This is a genomic window from Yersinia massiliensis CCUG 53443 (assembly GCF_000312485.1).
Classification (GTDB): Bacteria; Pseudomonadota; Gammaproteobacteria; order Enterobacterales; family Enterobacteriaceae; genus Yersinia; species Yersinia massiliensis.
Genome location: NZ_HE997651.1, coordinates 50264 through 66939 on the forward strand (window position 1 = coordinate 50264; position 16676 = coordinate 66939).

A 16676-nucleotide genomic window follows, 5' to 3' on the forward strand; every position below is an offset into this window, starting at 1 on the left:
AATTTTATTTTATTTATTCTATAAAGTTTTAACTTCTTGTTTGCTTATCTGACGCAGATACGGAACGATACGGGCCGGCTAGGGTTTTGTAGACACAATCATTTTTATTATGGTCTGTTTCCCTATCATTTAATTCGTCGTTATTAATAATCAGGCTGAATGTTTTCGTTTGGCCTCGTATTTTTTTGCTTAAAAAAACAATAACCGGGTATCCGGAGCAGACACACACCAGTAGGTTCACAGAGGGATTTATGGCAGACAACGAAGAGAAAAAAGGATTACACCGTGGGCTGGAAGCTCGGCATATCGAGCTGATAGCCCTCGGCGGCACCATAGGCGTCGGGCTCTTTATGGGGTCAGCCAGTACATTGAAATGGGCGGGGCCGTCGGTGTTGCTGGCCTATATTATCGCCGGATTATTTGTGTTCTTTATTATGCGAGCGATGGGCGAGATGCTACACCTAGAGCCTGTGGCTGGCTCATTCGCCGTCTATGCACATAAATATCTCAGCCCCTATTTTGGTTATCTGACCGCTTGGGGTTATTGGTTTATGTGGATAGCGGTGGGGATATCTGAAATTACCGCTATTGGCGTCTATGTGCAGTTTTGGTTCCCTGAAATCCCCCAATGGATGCCTGCTATCGCGGGGGTTGCCATCGTGGCGCTGGCGAATCTGGCCGCGGTCAGATTATATGGTGAGCTAGAGTTTTGGTTTGCGATGATCAAAGTCACCACCATCATTGTGATGATACTGGTGGGGCTGGGGGTTATCTTCTTCGGTTTTGGTAATCACGGCCAACCGATTGGTTTTGACAACTTGACGGCTCACGGCGGTTTCTTTGCCGGTGGTTGGAAAGGGTTTATGTTCGCGTTATGTATTGTGGTGGCATCCTATCAAGGTGTTGAATTGGTCGGCATTACGGCCGGTGAAGCCAGAAACCCACAGGTGACGTTAAAGCGAGCCATCAATAATATCTTGTGGCGCATTTTGATTTTCTATGTGGGCGCAATATTTGTCATCGTCACTATCTTCCCTTGGAATGGTATTGGCACTGAAGGTAGCCCCTTCGTTCTGACTTTCGCCAAAATAGGGATCACCGCAGCCGCAGGTATCATCAACTTCGTGGTGCTGACAGCCGCGCTATCGGGTTGTAACAGTGGCATGTACAGTGGTGGGCGGATGTTGTACGCCTTGGCGAAAAACCGCCAGTTACCGGCTTTCCTGACGAAACTTTCTGCCAGTGGTGTGCCCGTTTATTGCATCGCAGTTACGATTCTGTGCCTATTGGTGGGATCTAGCCTCAATTACATTATTCCCAACCCGCAGCAGGTGTTTGTGTACGTCTATAGCGCCAGTGTGTTACCAGGGATGGTGCCGTGGTTTGTGGTGCTGGTCAGCCAACTCCGTTTTCGACAGGTACACAAAGAGGCATTAAAGCAGCATCCGTTTAAATCCATCCTCTTCCCTTATATTAACTACCTCACGATCGCCTTTTTGATCTGTGTGTTAGCTGGGATGGGGATTAATCCTGATACCCGTTTATCGCTGTTAGTTGGGGTGATTTTCCTTGGGTTAGTCTCGGCCTGCTATTTTGGGCTGAAAATGAATAAACCGAGCGTTGTTGAAACCGAACGTTTATAAAACCCACAAACGGGTGAGGTAACGGCTAACAATGGCTGACTTTTGTGGCAGAGTGAGCAAAGCGTAAGCAAACGCGCCATTTCTTCTAAAAAAGCACTAGACAGCCAAGTATTAAAACCGTAGTATCCTCACCCGCAACGGCGCTAAGCGCCCGTAGCTCAGCTGGATAGAGCGCTGCCCTCCGGAGGCAGAGGTCTCAGGTTCGAATCCTGTCGGGCGCACCATTAATTTTGTGTGCAAGAGCTGCGGTGGTAAGATTGCCGCGTACGATGAAGTACGAAGTCAGTTTTATGATGTAAGAAGTCTGTAGTAAGAAGTTATGGTGGCTATAGCTCAGTTGGTAGAGCCCTGGATTGTGATTCCAGTTGTCGTGGGTTCGAGCCCCATTAGCCACCCCAAATTTTGTGGAACATGCGATGGTGGCGGAATTGGTAGACGCGCTAGCTTCAGGTGTTAGTGTCCTTACGGACGTGAGGGTTCAAGTCCCTCCCTTCGCACCACACAACATGTAGATTTTATTAATATTTACATGGACATAGGTCGAAAGACCATGTAGAGTAACAAGCAAGAAATCGGCGAGTAGCGCAGCTTGGTAGCGCAACTGGTTTGGGACCAGTGGGTCGGAGGTTCGAATCCTCTCTCGCCGACCAATTTCAGAAGAAACCCCGCAATGCGGGGTTTTTTTTCGTCTGCACTTTATCGATACCAAATCTATTTGCCTAGGCATATCGGCTCACCTGCCTTTTGCCGCCAGCTATCATGACCTTTAAACCCACACTCTGTCTTACTAGCCACTCCCGACACAGCATTGTCGTTTCTCTTACGCCATAAACTCGTTTTTCTTACACCATAAACATTTGTTGCTGCCCTTTGATCAAATTAGGCCATTAGCCTGACAAGATCGGCAATTTCTCCTCTCCAGTTGTTGGTGTTGGTTTTTCACGACAAACGACTCATACATTGTCTCTAAATGGTGACGCACAACCATTTGATAAATAAAAATAAAAATGATGATGACTGATAGCGTCGTTTTGTAGCGACAGATCACTAGATGTGTAACGTAGCGGGCGGCGGTAGGACGAGAGACAGCATAGAAATGAGATGTAAAAATAAAACCATTAATAATCAGTTGATTAAATGGTTTCTCAGTTTTTTTTGAATAAAATAGCTGCCGATTACGCGATTTGGCACGGTAACTGCAATATCTAACCTGTAGATGCTCATCTCACTTATTATGACAGCTTGGTTTTGATAACCAGTTCGGCTTCATAAACCCAGAGATGATGCAGAGCCGATTTTAGGGTGCCTATTGTCCACGTAAACGATGTTGAATATCTTCATCACATACCGGGCATAACGTTGAGTGAGGCGCCGACATTGTTGTCTGTAGACCTGAAAATTTAGACGCTTGCCTTGATGGCAGGCGTTTTTTTTGACCAAAAATGAGCGAATAAAAAAGCGCCCGTAGGCACTTTCAGGTTTTTGACAACGTGGCAGGGCGGGAGAGGACAGGCAGATCGTAAAGACGCCGTGAATCCATCCTTGGAGGCTCGAGCCGCGCCATCCTTGGCGCGGACGCTTTACTCCTCCGCCTGTCCTCTCCGTTTCAGATCGAGTGAAGGGGGGAGCCGGCAGTGTGAAAGCTTCCATTGGGCCGCCCATCAATGTAACCAACTCAATCAGAGCGAATCACCATTCTGTCGTAGGGTCGAGAGTAACCCCTCACGACGGGCCTGCGCTGCTTCCTCTGGACGATGGAGTTTATCCAACGCATCGGCTAGCCATGCATAATCATACCCGTCCGTGCGCTGTGCAAGCGCAGCGGCAAAGGCTTCACGGGCTTTTTCCCATTCTCCGTGTTTCAGCATAAGCTGACCTAAGGTGCTATTAAGCAAGGGTGTCGCACCGTGCTGCTTAATTTGCTGACGCAATGACTTTTCTACTGGCTCAGGGTTACCCGATTTTAGGCGTGGGATCAGCAACACTAAACGCTCATCATACTGGCGCTTCAGGCCATCCAGAATGATTTGTTGTGCGACCTCATGATCATCACATTCAATCAGATGCTCAGCCAAGGCCACTTGCAGAGGGATCTCGTTGCGAACTTTGCGGCTTTGCTCTTTCCACCAGCGTTTCAGGCCATCACTACCTTCTTCCGCCATGCATTGATTCATCATGCCAATATAAGCTTGCTGCTCAAGTGCGGCGATTTCTTCAGGTGTATGCAATTGGACCTTACTGATTGACGGTAAAATTTCCAGTAATGAGCTGTAAGCCCCCGAACGCAGATAAGCTTGTTCTGCTAAACGCAGAACTTCAGGATGCCGAGGTGCTTGATCCAGCAGACGGTCAACGCCATGACGTGCTGCGTGAATATGCCCTTGTGCCAATTGAATGCGCACACGGGTGATATCCACCGGCAATTGGTCGGTATCGGCCACTTCTGCCGCCCGCTCCAGATATTGATTAGTGCGGAACTCATCACCACGCTGTTGAGCCGCTTCTGCCGCCAACAGATAGTTCACCATCGGCTGCTCAGCATGATCGGCGTTGCGCGTGAGCAACTTCTCGACCTGTTTGAAATCACCTTCGGCCAGTTTGATCAGCGCGGCCTTCGTTTGCTTACGGGCGCGGGTACGTTTGCGGCCCATAAACCAGCCACGGGTACGGGCACCGGTGCGGAAGATCCGGCGCAATATCCATTCAACGATCAAGAAGGCGACCAAAACCAGCACCAGCATGATAACCAGACCGGTCACACTGGTTTCAACGTTATAGTTGTCGGTTTGGATCAGCACATAGCCCTGATGACCCGCCAGCATGGGGCCAAGAACAATCCCTGCGGTCAGAATGAGGAATAACAGTAAAACTCGTAACATACTTATTCCCCCTGAGTGGTCGCTGGCGCTTGTGCTAGCAAGTTACGAACGCGAGTTTGCATCAATTTTTCCAGCATTGGCTGGCTCTTCAATTGATCAGGAACATCCATTGAAATTGACTGCTGACTCAAACTGTCTAATTCATCCAAGAACGCCTTAGTACTTGGGTCATTCACATCAAAATAGGCGCGTACCCAAGTAGAAATTGTCTCAAGTGACTGTTTGTAGACTTCATCTTGATGGCGAGGAACGGCTTGAGCTGCCACTAACAGGCGTGAACGGATATTCTCCCGCAGATAAACGTCTTGATTCGGTGCGAGCAGTGGTTCTGCGCTGCTATCACGACGGCGAATAGTGATGAAGTCAGACATAAAGCTGTGCCAGCTTTTGGTCAAATTCTGACGCCATTCAGACAAGGAACTGGACAGTTCATCGCTATCGGCATCCATTGGTGAATCATCAATATTGTTATCGGCTAAACGCAGGTTATCCACCTGATTTGAAAGCTGATTTAATTTAAGAATGATACCGTCAAAATCCACCTGACTGACGGCGGAAAGGGTGCTGATATCCTCCGTCAATGCACGGCGTACATCAATGAGGCTAGGATCATTCATATCAGCGAGGCTGGCATCGGCACTTTTCAGTAATGTGGCTGCGGTGGTGACATCTTGATCACTCCACAGCTTACGACCCGCCATCTTCACCAGAAAATCAGCTTGTGCCAGCAACCACGTTTTGGCATCACTTCCAGAAATGGTGGCGACTTTTTCCTGCAACTCATTAAGTTGGCGAATCAGTGAGGTTTGTTGGCGGTCAGCCGCTTCTAACGCTTTACCTTGTTGTTGTAACAATGACTCAAGCTGTTGTTTTTCCTGTAACTGACTCTGTTTCAGTTCAGCCAGTTGTTCTTGTAGCGCCAGTGTTGCCGCATCCTGTAATTGGGCCTGTTGGTGTCCGTAATAATAAAGCCCTGCCCCCAGCGCGATGGCCAATGCGATTGCAATCGCTCCCAGAATTGGACCGGTACGTTTTTCGCGGCGCTCTTCGGGTGCTGGCTGTTGGTGCCTCTCAACCGCAGTGGTTGTCTCTTCCACTGGTGCGGATGGGGTATTTTGTTCCGTCATATTGGGCGTCCCATAGTCAGGTTTAGGTATGTTTTAGGTCTTGTAGCGCGCGGATCAGCGCGTCATTATCAGCATTCTCAGCCACCTTGACATCACGCCAACCCATTTGGGCAGCCAAGGTAGCCAAACGATCACTCACCACCACTAAGCGGCAGCGTAGTAACCAGGAAGAACGATAGTAATCAGGAACTAAAGTATAGATCTGTTGTAACATTTCGCCGCTGGTCACCACCAGAATATTGACGCCAGCGCGTTGCCAGTGAGCACTTTGTTCACTGCCATCATAAAATATCGGACTGCGTTGATAACATTCGCAGAAGGTGACCGCTGCACCTCGCTGCGCTAGGCTTTCACCCAATAACTCTCGTCCACCATTCCCGCGTAACAACAGCGCTTTTTTGCCCGACAGTTTTTGCAGATCAGGCAATGATAGCAGCATCTCACTCGTTTCACCCATCGGTGGAAATGTGACATGCAAACGGCTGGCGGTATGCAGAGCCAACGCCGTGCCACGACCAATAGCATAATAAGATAACTGTGTCGGCCATGACAGGTTATTTCTTTTTAACAGCGGGTTAGCATAGCGGACGGCATTTTGCGATAACGCAAACACCAAGTCACCCGCTTGCATCTCTTGCAACAAGGCAGGCAATTTAGGCAGGTCATGACCGGGTGAAAAATCGATCAACGGAGCATGATAGGCAACCCGGCCCAGTGCACGCAGGCGACTGACTAACTGCTCCCCAGCCGGAGAGGGGCGGGTCACCAGAATAGTCATAGTGGTGGGTTATCCTGATAAACATCAGCCAATATTTCGCGTGCCCCGCGTGAAAGCAGCTCATCAGCCAGCTCAATCCCCATTTGCTCTGCCAGCTCTGCTGGGCCTCGGCGTTCACCACGAATAATCTCGCTGCCATCAGGTGCGCCAACTAAGGCACGGAGCCACAATTCGTTGCCCTCCAATTCAGCGTAACTGCCAATAGGGACCTGGCAACCGCCTTCAAGGCGCGTATTCATGGCGCGTTCGGCGAGCACGCGTAATTCGGTGGCGCGGTGATTCAGAGGAGCCAATAGCTGGCGGGTAGCATTATCATCCAAACGGCATTCAATCCCCACGGCACCTTGACCAACTGCCGGTAATGACTCTTCGGCAGGCATAGCATAGCGAATACGTGTTTCCAGCCCGAGGCGGTTAAGGCCAGCGACAGCAAGAATAATGGCGTGATAATCGCCGTTATCCAACTTGGCTAGGCGAGTACCGACATTACCCCGCAGGTCGCGGATAATGAGGTCAGGGCGGCGTTCGCGCAATTGGCACTGACGACGCAAGCTAGACGTGCCAACAATGCTGCCAGCAGGGAGTTCATCCAGATGGGCGTAATTCGATGAAACAAAAGCATCGCGTGGGTCATCACGCTCGCAAATAGTGACCAAACCTAAGCCTTCAGGGAACGCGATCGGCACATCTTTCATCGAGTGAACCGCGATATCAGCTCGCCCTTCCAGTAAGGCAAGCTCTAACTCTTTGACAAACAAACCTTTGCCACCAACTTTCGCCAAAGGTGTATCCAGAATAATATCCCCGCGAGTCACCATCGGAACCAGCTCAACACGCAGACCGGGGTGATTCGCTTGCAATAAATCTTGAACATAATGTGCTTGCCATAAGGCGAGCGGGCTTTGTCGCGTGGCAATTCGAATAATATTGTCTAACATTGCTTGTTACCGTTTTTATATTTTGTGACCCATCCTACCATTGACCGATGAAGAGTGTCAGTGTGGTAGCCACATGAAGAGGCGGCTAAGAGTACAAGAAAGCAACTATTGTAACAAATGCGTAGCGGGATAAGGATGTGCTACCTATCTTTCGCGCATTGCTGCGTTGTCAGCGGCTTTTGCTGAAGCTCATTCGCTTTTTGCCTGGTTGCAATGTGAATGATTTTAGTCAGAAAGAGACGTTATAATTGTAGGGATAGCTTTACTTTCTTTACGGTCAATCAGCAAGGTGTTAGATTGATCACGTTTCCAGCAATAATTCGTTAAATATTCTTCAAACAAACATGTTTTTTGATCATTTCAACAAAAAGTACATTTTTTTGAGTGAATGACAAATAAACAACAAACGAATCTGGAACACGGGTTTCTTTCTAAGCACCGGAACAATCAGGCGAGACGTCTTGTACCTCTACATCGAGACACTGAAACAGCGACTGGATGCGATCAACCAATTACGAGTCGATCGCGCCTTGGCGGCCATGGGGCCAGCCTTCCAAAAGGTTTACAGTCTGCTACCGACCCTACTACATAGTCATCACCCACTGATGCCGGGGTACCTTGATGGTAACGTTCCCCATGGCATCTGCATGTTCACGCCTAATGAAACGCAACAGGATTATCTGTCTGAGGTTGAAGCCAAGTGGGGCGCGCCTCTGGAGCAGAGTGTCGGCGGTGAATTACCGATTACGGGTGTCTATTCGATGGGGAGTACATCCTCCATCGGGCAGTGTCATACCTCGGATTTGGATGTGTGGGTGTGTCATCAGGCTTGGCTCGATTCTGACGAGCGCCATCGCCTACAGCAAAAATGTAGCCTGCTGGAAAAATGGGCTGCATCAATGGGTGTTGAAGTTAGCTTCTTCTTAATCGATGAAAACCGTTTCCGCCATAATGCCAGTGGCAGTTTGGGCGGTGAAGATTGCGGCTCGACCCAACATATTTTATTGCTGGATGAATTTTACCGCAGTGCGGTTCGTCTGGCAGGGAAACGTATTCTGTGGAATATGGTCCCCGTCGAAGAAGAAAATAATTACGATGACTACGTACTGTCACTCTATGCGCAGGGCGTATTAACACCGAATGAATGGTTAGATCTGGGCGGTTTAAGCACCCTGTCGGCTGAAGAGTATTTCGGTGCCAGCTTATGGCAGCTCTATAAAAGTATCGATTCACCGTATAAAGCGGTGCTGAAAACCTTGCTGCTTGAAGCCTATTCTTGGGAATACCCTAATTCCCAATTATTGGCGATGGAAATCAAACAACGTCTCCATGCCGGTGAAATCGTCGCCTTCGGCCTTGATGCTTATTGCATGATGCTTGATCGCGTCACTCGCTACCTGACTCAAATTAATGACACCACACGGCTGAACTTAGTCCGTCGCTGCTTCTATCTGAAGGTCTGCGAAAAATTGTCGCGCACCCCTACAAGTATCGGTTGGCGGCGTGAAATTCTCGGTCAACTAGTCAGTGAGTGGGGCTGGAGCGATGAGAGTCTGGCGGTGCTGGATAATCGCGCTAACTGGAAGATTGAGCGGGTACGTGAAGCGCATAACGAGTTGTTGGATGCGATGATGCAGAGTTATCGTAACTTGATTCGCTTTGCACGCCGCAACAACCTGAGTGTCAGTGCAAGCCCGCAAGATATCGGGGTTCTGACCCGTAAACTCTATGCCGCCTTTGAAGCCTTACCGGGTAAAGTGACGCTGGTTAACCCGCAGATATCGCCCGATCTTTCGGAAGAACACCTGACCTTTATTCATGTTCCGGCGGGGCGCGCGAATCGTCCAGGTTGGTATTTGTACAATCAAGCGCCTTCCATGGATGCCATCGTCAGTCATCAGCCGCTAGAATATAACCGCTACCTGAACAAATTGGTGTCGTGGGCCTACTTTAACGGCTTATTGACCAGTAAGACGCGGTTGCACATGAAAAGCGCCGATTTGTGTAACACCGTGAAACTGCAAGAATTGGTGACAGATATCTCTCACCATTTCCCGCTGCGTTTACCTGCACCAACGCCGAAAGCACTGTATAGCCCGTGCGAGATTCGCCACTTAGCGATTATCGTTAATCTGGAACATGATCCGACTGCAGCTTTCCGCAATCAGGTGGTGCATTTTGATTTCCGTAAGCTGGATGTGTTCAGCTTTGGCGAGCAGCAGCAATGCTTGGTCGGCAGTATCGATTTGCTCTACCGCAACTCATGGAATGAAGTGCGTACCTTGCATTTCAGTGGTGAACAAGCGGTATTGGAAGCGCTGAAAACCATCTTGGGTAAAATGCATCAGGATGCCGCGCCGCCAGAATCGGTGGATGTATTCTGCTATAGCCAGCATTTACGTGGTTTGATTCGCACTCGAATCCAACAACTCGTGTCTGAATGTGTGGAGCTGCGCTTATCCAGCACCCGTCAGGAACCAGGCCGTTTCAAAGCGGTACGTGTTTCCGGCCAAACATGGGGGCTGTTCTTCGAGCGCTTGAGCGTTTCGGTTCAGAAGCTAGAGAATGCGGTGGAATTTTATGGCGCTATCTCTAATAACAAACTGCATGGGTTATCGATTCAGGTCGAAACCGATCAAATTCATTTGCCGCCGGTAGTGGACGGTTTTGCCAGCGAAGGGATCATTCAATTCTTCTTCGAAGGTACCGCAGATGAAAAAGGCTTTAACATTTACATTTTGGATGAGTCAAACCGTGTTGAGGTTTATCACCATTGTGAGGGGAGTAAAGAGGAGTTAGTGCGCGATGTCAGCCGGTTCTATTCGTCGTCTCACGATCGTTTTACTTACGGCTCCAGCTTTATCAACTTTAACCTGCCGCAGTTCTATCAAATTGTGCAGCTAGATGGTCGCACACAGGTTATTCCTTTCCGCAGCAATACGTTATCTCACCTGTATATTGCTGATAAAGAAGTTAATTTGCCGGTTCAGCAGCAGTTTCAGTTGCATTAACGCCCCCCTTCGCCCTTGAAGCCGCAGGGGTGTTAACTGCGCTCACTTACCCGAATCACTGACTTGAGTCAGCTCATCGGGATGCGTTTACTGGCTGCGCTTATATTCGCTGCGTGTTTACTCGCCGAAACTCACCTCTTCGCCCGCTTGTGTGGTGGCGGCTTCGGATAACTGGGCGAAAAACTCTGCGCCACTGCGTGAGCAATACCAGTGACCATCACGGTAATCAAAATGATAGCCACCCGCTTTGGTCGCCAGCCACACCTGATGCAAAGGCTCTTGGCGATTAATGACAATCTTACTGCCATTCTCAAACGTCAGGGTCATCACCCCGCCATTGGTTTCATAATCGATATCGCTATCACCGCTAAAAGCATCCAGTGTTTCTTCAATGCAAAGCATCAATTGATCGGCTAACTGATGAAACTCGGTATCGTTCATATTCAATTCCTATTGCTTTTCATGATCCACCTGCGATTATAGAGACCTTGGGCGCATGAATCACAGGCATTAATGCGCTAAAACAATTTACAGGCGTTAAAAATGAAAAAAGAACTATGTTGGCCGCTGGTGGCGATGATGGTACTCACGCTATCCGGTTGTGGCCTGAAAGGTCCGTTATACTTTCCACCGTCAGACAAACCAAAAACAGAAACGACGAAACCTGATAGTGGCCAGATAGAACGCAATCAGCAAGATTTATCAGGGGCTAAACAGAGCCAGACGATTGCCGGGCCTCAGTGATTAACCTCATCGCCGCCAGATAATGTCAGTACCGAGCTTTGCCAGTACCGAATGTAGCCAGAAATAAAATGAAAGACAGCGGAGTATGAGATGCAGTTCTCCAAAATGCACGGTCTTGGCAACGACTTTATGGTTGTCGATGCAGTTACCCAAAATGTTTACTTTTCGCCGGAGTTAATCCGTCGATTAGCAGACCGGCACACTGGCGTGGGCTTTGACCAGATGTTGGTGGTGGAACCGCCTTACGATCCTGAACTGGACTTTCACTATCGTATTTTTAATGCCGATGGCAGTGAAGTTGCGCAGTGTGGCAATGGTGCGCGCTGTTTTGCTCGTTTTGTCCGGCTAAAAGGCTTAACTAATAAACGTGATATCCGTGTCAGTACCCAAACTGGCCGTATGGTATTGAGTGTCACGGAAGATGAATTGGTGTGCGTGAATATGGGCGAACCCAATTTTGACCCGCAAGCCGTTCCTTTTCGCGCCACTAAAGCGGAGAAAACCTATATTTTCCGTGCGGCGGAACAAACGGTATTATGCGGTGTGGTGTCGATGGGCAATCCCCACTGTGTGCTACAGGTTGAGGATGTTTCGGTCGCCAATGTTGCGTTGCTGGGGCCAGTATTAGAAAGCCATGAGCGTTTCCCTGAACGGGCTAATATTGGTTTTATGCAAGTGGTTAGCCGCGAAAGTATCCGTCTACGGGTGTATGAACGCGGTGCGGGTGAGACCCAAGCGTGTGGTAGCGGGGCTTGCGCCGCCGTCGCGGTTGGTATCCAGCAATCACTGCTGGACGAAGACGTCACGGTAGAACTGCCGGGCGGCAGTTTACATATCAGTTGGAAAGGGCCAGGCTATCCGCTGTATATGACGGGGCCAGCCACCCATGTATATGATGGATTTATCCATCTATAACTATTGATAACAGGTAATGAAGTATGACGGGTGTGACATGAAAAGTTATGAGGAGCAGGCGTTAGCGGGCATCGAGTTAGATGACGATGCTGTCATGCAGTACTTATTGCAAAATCCCGACTTCTTTATCCGCAATGCCCGTCTGGTCGAACAGATGCATATCCCTCATCCGGTTCGAGGCAGTGTCTCGCTGGTAGAGTGGCAACTGGGGCGGCAGCGTAATCAGATTGGCCAGTTGGAAGAAGAAATCACCTTGCTGATGGAACAAGCGGGCTTGAACGAAGTGCTGTTCAACCGTTTGCTGCAACTTCAAAGCCATCTGGCCGCCGCCACTAGCTTGCAAGATATGCTCAATCGCTTGCAACGTTGGGCCAGAGAGTTCGGGCTAAGCGGTGCCAATATTCGGTTGTTTAACGACCGCTGGCACATCGGCGCACCCTCTGATTTCGCTCATTTAGGGCTGTCCCGCCATGCTTTCGAACCGCTGCGTATTCAACGGCTAGGCAGTGATAATCATTATCTCGGCAGCTTAAATGGGCCTGAACTGCTGCTGTTATTGCCTCAGGCAAAACAGGTCGGTTCTGTGGCACTGTCATTGCTGGGTAAAGAAGGTGATTTGGGCGTGGTTATCTTTAGCAGCCGCGATACACAGCATTATCAGCAAGGCATGGGTACCGTGATGCTGAGTCAGTTGTCCACGTTATTGCCAAGCCTGCTGGAGCGTTGGATAGAACCAGTATGACCGAATTCAGCGCCTCACTTGCCCCGCAGGTAGAGGCTTTCCTGCGCTATCTTAAAGTGGAGCGTCAGCTTAGCCCCCTCACTATTACTAGCTATCAACGCCAATTACAGGCGCTCATGGAAATGGGCGAACAAATGGGATTGGCGCATTGGCAAGCGCTGGATGCTGCGCAAGTGCGCTCATTGGTTTCCCGCAGTAAACGTGCCGGTTTGCACGCCTCCAGTCTGGCTTTGAGGCTCTCGGCGTTGCGCAGCTTCCTTGATTGGTTGGTTAGCCAAGGTGTGTTAATCGCTAATCCAGCCAAAGGGGTCAGTACGCCACGCGCTGGCCGCCATCTGCCAAAGAATATTGATGTCGATGAAGTGGATAAACTGCTGGATATCGATCTTAATGATCCATTGGCAGTACGCGACCGTGCGATGCTGGAAGTGATGTACGGCGCGGGGCTGCGTCTCTCTGAACTGGTTGGCATGAACTGCAAACACGTGGATTTGGCCAGCGGTGAAGTTTGGGTCATGGGCAAAGGCAGCAAAGAACGCAAAGTGCCGATCGGTAAAACGGCGGTGACATGGTTGAATCACTGGCTGGCGCTGCGTGAATTGTTCGAACCGCAAGACGATGCCATCTTTTTGGCCAACACAGGCAAGCGAATTTCAGCGCGTAATGTGCAAAAACGCTTTGCAGAGTGGGGCGTGAAGCAGGGCGTCAGTAGCCATATTCACCCGCATAAATTGCGCCACTCATTCGCTACCCACATGCTGGAATCCAGCGGCGATCTGCGTGCAGTGCAAGAGTTACTCGGTCATGCCAATCTGACCACCACACAAATTTATACTCATCTCGACTTTCAACATCTGGCGACAGTGTATGATGCTGCTCATCCACGGGCCAAACGAGGCAAATCCTGATGCACTTTTATCGTCCACTTGAGCGTATTTCCGCCATTACCTTCGATTTGGATGACACGCTGTATGACAATCGGCCGGTTATTACCCGTACTGAACAAGAGTCAGTGGCTTTTTTACAGCAGTACCATCCCAATTTAGCGCAGTTACAACCTGCGGATTTCCAACGTTTTCGCAGTGAGTTACTGGCACAAGATCCAGACATTTATCACGATGTGACGCAGTGGCGCTGGCATGCCATCGAACTGGGTTTGATGCGCCATGGCTTGAGCAAGTCAGAGGCGCAATCTGGTGCCGATGCTGCCATGGAGAACTTTGCACTCTGGCGTAGCCGGATTTATGTACCGTCAGAAACCCACGATACCCTGAGCGCACTCGCGGAACATTATCCGCTGGTGGCAATCACTAACGGTAATGCCGACCCGAAAGCTTGCGGCCTCGATAACTATTTCCAGTTTGTGTTGCGATCCGGCCCTCATGGCCGTGCCAAGCCGTTCCGTGATATGTACCATAAAGCGGCAAATCGTCTCGATATCCCACTGAAAAACATCCTGCATGTTGGTGATGATTTAACCACCGATGTGGCGGGTTCTCTGCGCTGCGGCATGCAAGCATGCTGGATTAATGACCGTCAGCAAAGCCTGATGACCGCCAGTGATAGCCGATTATTGCCACATATTGAGATTTCGCAGTTGGCTTCCCTGACAGCATTGCTATAATCCCCTGCAATAACTCTGTATAAATTCACAGTGGAATGGTGGCAAAACAGCCCGAAAACGGTGATTTTGCCCGCTTCCCTTACCCGATAAACGGTGCCTATGGACGTTTCTGATCTGCTCGACAGCCTGAATGAAAAACAACGCGAAGCCGTGGCTGCGCCACGCTGCAACCTGTTGGTATTGGCCGGTGCGGGCAGCGGAAAAACCCGAGTATTGGTGCATCGTATTGCTTGGTTACTGTCGGTAGAGAACGCCTCGCCGTATTCCATTATCTCGGTCACCTTCACCAATAAAGCGGCGGCAGAAATGCGCCACCGCATCGAACATCTGATAGGCACCAGTCAGGGCGGGATGTGGATCGGCACTTTCCATGGGTTGGCACACCGTTTACTGCGTGCTCACCATCTGGACGCTAATCTACCGCAAGATTTCCAAATTCTGGACAGCGATGACCAGTTGCGCTTATTAAAACGCTTGATCAAGGCGTTGAACTTAGATGAGAAACAGTGGCCGCCGCGTCAAGCCATGTGGTACATCAACGGCAAAAAAGACGAAGGGCTACGCCCCCAGCACATTGAAAGCTATGGTAATCCGGTTGAAGCTACTTGGCTGCGCATTTATCAGGCCTATCAGGAAGCTTGTGACCGTGCGGGGCTGGTGGATTTTGCCGAACTGTTGCTACGCGCCCATGAACTCTGGCTCAATAAACCCCATATTCTGAACCACTACCGCGAACGTTTTACCAACATTCTGGTGGATGAGTTCCAAGATACCAACAACATCCAGTACGCATGGATTCGTCTGCTGGCCGGGGATCGCGCGAATGTGATGATCGTCGGCGATGACGACCAGTCAATTTATGGCTGGCGCGGGGCGCAGGTCGAGAATATCCAACGTTTCCTGAACGATTTCCCCGGCGCAGAAACCATTCGTTTGGAGCAAAATTACCGCTCAACCAGCAATATTCTGACCGCAGCGAACGCCCTGATTGCTCATAATGAGGGTCGCATGGGGAAAAACCTGTGGACCGAAGGGGGCGAAGGCGAGCCCATCTCAATTTATTGCGCATTTAACGAGTTGGATGAAGCCCGTTTTGTGGTTAACCGCATTCGCGCTTGGCAGGAAAACGGCGGTGCGCTGAATGATTGCGCCATCTTATACCGCAGCAATGCCCAATCGCGCGTATTGGAAGAAGCCTTGCTGCAAACCGCTATGCCGTATCGCATCTATGGTGGCCAGCGCTTCTTCGAACGTCAGGAAATCAAAGATGCGCTGGCTTACTTGCGCTTGGTCTCTAATCGCAATGATGATGCCGCCTTTGAACGCGTGGTCAACACGCCAACTCGCGGTATCGGTGATCGCACACTCGATGTGGTGCGCCAAACGGCCCGTGACCGTCAGTTGACTTTATGGCAGTCCACTCGTGCCTTGTTACAGGAAAAGGTACTGGCAGGCCGCGCAGCTTCTGCACTACAACGTTTTGTCGAGTTGGTCGACTCGCTGGCGCATGAAACCGCCGATATGCCTTTACATGTCCAAACAGACCGAGTTATCCGTGATTCTGGGTTGTGGTCGATGTACGAGCAGGAAAAAGGCGAGAAAGGCCAAGCGCGTGTTGAAAACCTTGAAGAGCTGGTCAATGCGACTCGCCAATACAGTTATCAGGATGAAGATCAGGATCTGATGCCACTGCAAGCGTTTCTCTCTCATGCGGCCTTAGAAGCAGGCGAGGGGCAAGCAGATGCTTATCAGGATGCGGTGCAATTAATGACGCTCCATTCAGCGAAAGGGTTGGAGTTCCCGCAAGTCTTTATCGTGGGCATGGAAGAAGGCATGTTCCCGAGCCAGATGTCGCTGGATGAAGGCGGGCGGCTGGAAGAAGAGCGTCGGTTGGCTTACGTTGGTGTGACGCGTGCGATGCAAAAACTGACATTGTGTTATGCCGAAAGTCGCCGGTTGTACGGTAAAGAAGTGAATCATCGCCCTTCGCGTTTTATCGGCGAATTGCCGCAAGAGTGCGTTGAAGAAGTGCGGTTGCGTGCGACAGTCTCACGTCCTGTGAACCACCGTAGTATGGGCACGCCAATGAATGAGAATGACAGCGGCTTTTCATTGGGCCAACGTGTGCGCCATCCTAAATTTGGCGAAGGCACCATCGTTAACTTGGAAGGTAGCGGTGAGCATAGCCGGTTGCAAGTGGCGTTCCCAGGTGAGGGGATTAAGTGGTTGGTGGCGGCGTATGCACGGCTTGAAGCGGTCTAAGTTTACCCTTCAT

The 16676-nt window shown here is 50.1% G+C and carries 13 protein-coding genes and 4 tRNA genes; 12 read left to right on the top strand and 5 right to left on the bottom strand.

Features of this window, described 5'->3' with window-relative positions:
• Window positions 1-251 precede the first annotated feature (251 nt).
• From thrP to BN68_RS21000, 5 genes are all read left to right on the top strand, one after another.
• On the top strand, window positions 252-1643 hold the full coding sequence (gene thrP, locus BN68_RS20980) for a bifunctional threonine/serine APC transporter ThrP (protein WP_019213151.1): 1392 nt from the start codon (window positions 252-254) through the stop codon (window positions 1641-1643).
• Window positions 1644-1790: 147 nt separating this feature from the next.
• Window positions 1791-1867 (top strand) — tRNA-Arg (locus BN68_RS20985).
• A gap of 98 nt (window positions 1868-1965) precedes the next feature.
• Window positions 1966-2041, top strand: a tRNA-His gene (locus tag BN68_RS20990).
• A 15-nt stretch (window positions 2042-2056) separates the two neighbouring features.
• A tRNA-Leu gene (locus tag BN68_RS20995) sits at window positions 2057-2143 on the top strand.
• Between the two features lie 73 nt (window positions 2144-2216).
• Window positions 2217-2293: transfer RNA gene (locus BN68_RS21000), tRNA-Pro, on the top strand.
• 1029 nt (window positions 2294-3322) lie between these two features.
• Here the strand turns inward: BN68_RS21000 and hemY are convergent.
• The 4 genes from hemY to hemC are packed head-to-tail and all read right to left on the bottom strand — an operon-like array spanning window position 3323 to window position 7365.
• On the bottom strand, window positions 3323-4522 hold the full coding sequence (gene hemY / locus BN68_RS21005; RefSeq protein ID WP_019213152.1) for a protoheme IX biogenesis protein HemY: 1200 nt from the start codon (window positions 4520-4522) through the stop codon (window positions 3323-3325).
• Window positions 4523-4524: 2 nt separating this feature from the next.
• On the bottom strand, window positions 4525-5649 hold the full coding sequence (gene hemX / locus BN68_RS21010; RefSeq protein WP_019213153.1) for a uroporphyrinogen-III C-methyltransferase: 1125 nt from the start codon (window positions 5647-5649) through the stop codon (window positions 4525-4527).
• 22 nt (window positions 5650-5671) lie between these two features.
• Window positions 5672-6427 (bottom strand): uroporphyrinogen-III synthase, encoded by a 756-nt coding sequence (hemD, locus tag BN68_RS21015; RefSeq protein WP_019213154.1) that lies wholly within the window; start codon window positions 6425-6427, stop codon window positions 5672-5674.
• Window positions 6424-7365, bottom strand: coding sequence for a hydroxymethylbilane synthase (hemC, locus tag BN68_RS21020; protein ID WP_019213155.1), 942 nt, complete (start codon window positions 7363-7365; stop codon window positions 6424-6426). Before hemC ends, hemD begins: the two co-directional genes overlap by 4 nt.
• 461 nt (window positions 7366-7826) lie before the next feature.
• Here hemC and BN68_RS21025 point away from each other — a divergent pair, with 461 nt between their 5' ends.
• A complete protein-coding gene (locus tag BN68_RS21025; protein WP_019213156.1) occupies window positions 7827-10376 on the top strand; it encodes a class I adenylate cyclase in 2550 nt (849 codons plus the stop codon).
• Between the two features lie 117 nt (window positions 10377-10493).
• Here the strand turns inward: BN68_RS21025 and cyaY are convergent, their stop codons facing one another.
• Window positions 10494-10817: an iron donor protein CyaY gene (cyaY, locus tag BN68_RS21030; RefSeq protein ID WP_019213157.1), complete on the bottom strand. Its 324-nt coding sequence runs from the start codon at window positions 10815-10817 to the stop codon at window positions 10494-10496.
• Window positions 10818-10919: 102 nt separating this feature from the next.
• Between cyaY and lptM the strand changes: the two genes are divergently transcribed.
• From lptM to uvrD, 6 genes are all read left to right on the top strand, one after another.
• Window positions 10920-11120 carry an LPS translocon maturation chaperone LptM gene (gene lptM / locus BN68_RS21035; RefSeq protein WP_019213158.1) on the top strand — a complete coding sequence of 67 codons (201 nt, stop codon included), beginning with the start codon at window positions 10920-10922 and terminating at the stop codon, window positions 11118-11120.
• 90 nt (window positions 11121-11210) lie between these two features.
• The gene (dapF, locus tag BN68_RS21040) at window positions 11211-12035 is read left to right on the top strand and encodes a diaminopimelate epimerase (RefSeq protein ID WP_019213159.1); all 825 of its coding nucleotides are present in this window, start codon (window positions 11211-11213) and stop codon (window positions 12033-12035) included.
• Window positions 12036-12072: 37 nt separating this feature from the next.
• Window positions 12073-12777 carry a DUF484 domain-containing protein gene (locus BN68_RS21045; RefSeq protein WP_019213160.1) on the top strand — a complete coding sequence of 235 codons (705 nt, stop codon included), beginning with the start codon at window positions 12073-12075 and terminating at the stop codon, window positions 12775-12777.
• On the top strand, window positions 12774-13685 hold the full coding sequence (gene xerC, locus BN68_RS21050) for a tyrosine recombinase XerC (protein WP_019213161.1): 912 nt from the start codon (window positions 12774-12776) through the stop codon (window positions 13683-13685). The genes BN68_RS21045 and xerC overlap by 4 nt, the downstream gene beginning before the upstream one ends.
• Window positions 13685-14401 (top strand): 5-amino-6-(5-phospho-D-ribitylamino)uracil phosphatase YigB, encoded by a 717-nt coding sequence (yigB, locus tag BN68_RS21055; RefSeq protein ID WP_019213162.1) that lies wholly within the window; start codon window positions 13685-13687, stop codon window positions 14399-14401. Before xerC ends, yigB begins: the two co-directional genes overlap by 1 nt.
• Before the next feature lie 99 nt (window positions 14402-14500).
• The gene (uvrD, locus tag BN68_RS21060; RefSeq protein WP_019213163.1) at window positions 14501-16663 is read left to right on the top strand and encodes a DNA helicase II; all 2163 of its coding nucleotides are present in this window, start codon (window positions 14501-14503) and stop codon (window positions 16661-16663) included.
• Window positions 16664-16676: the final 13 nt, after the last annotated feature.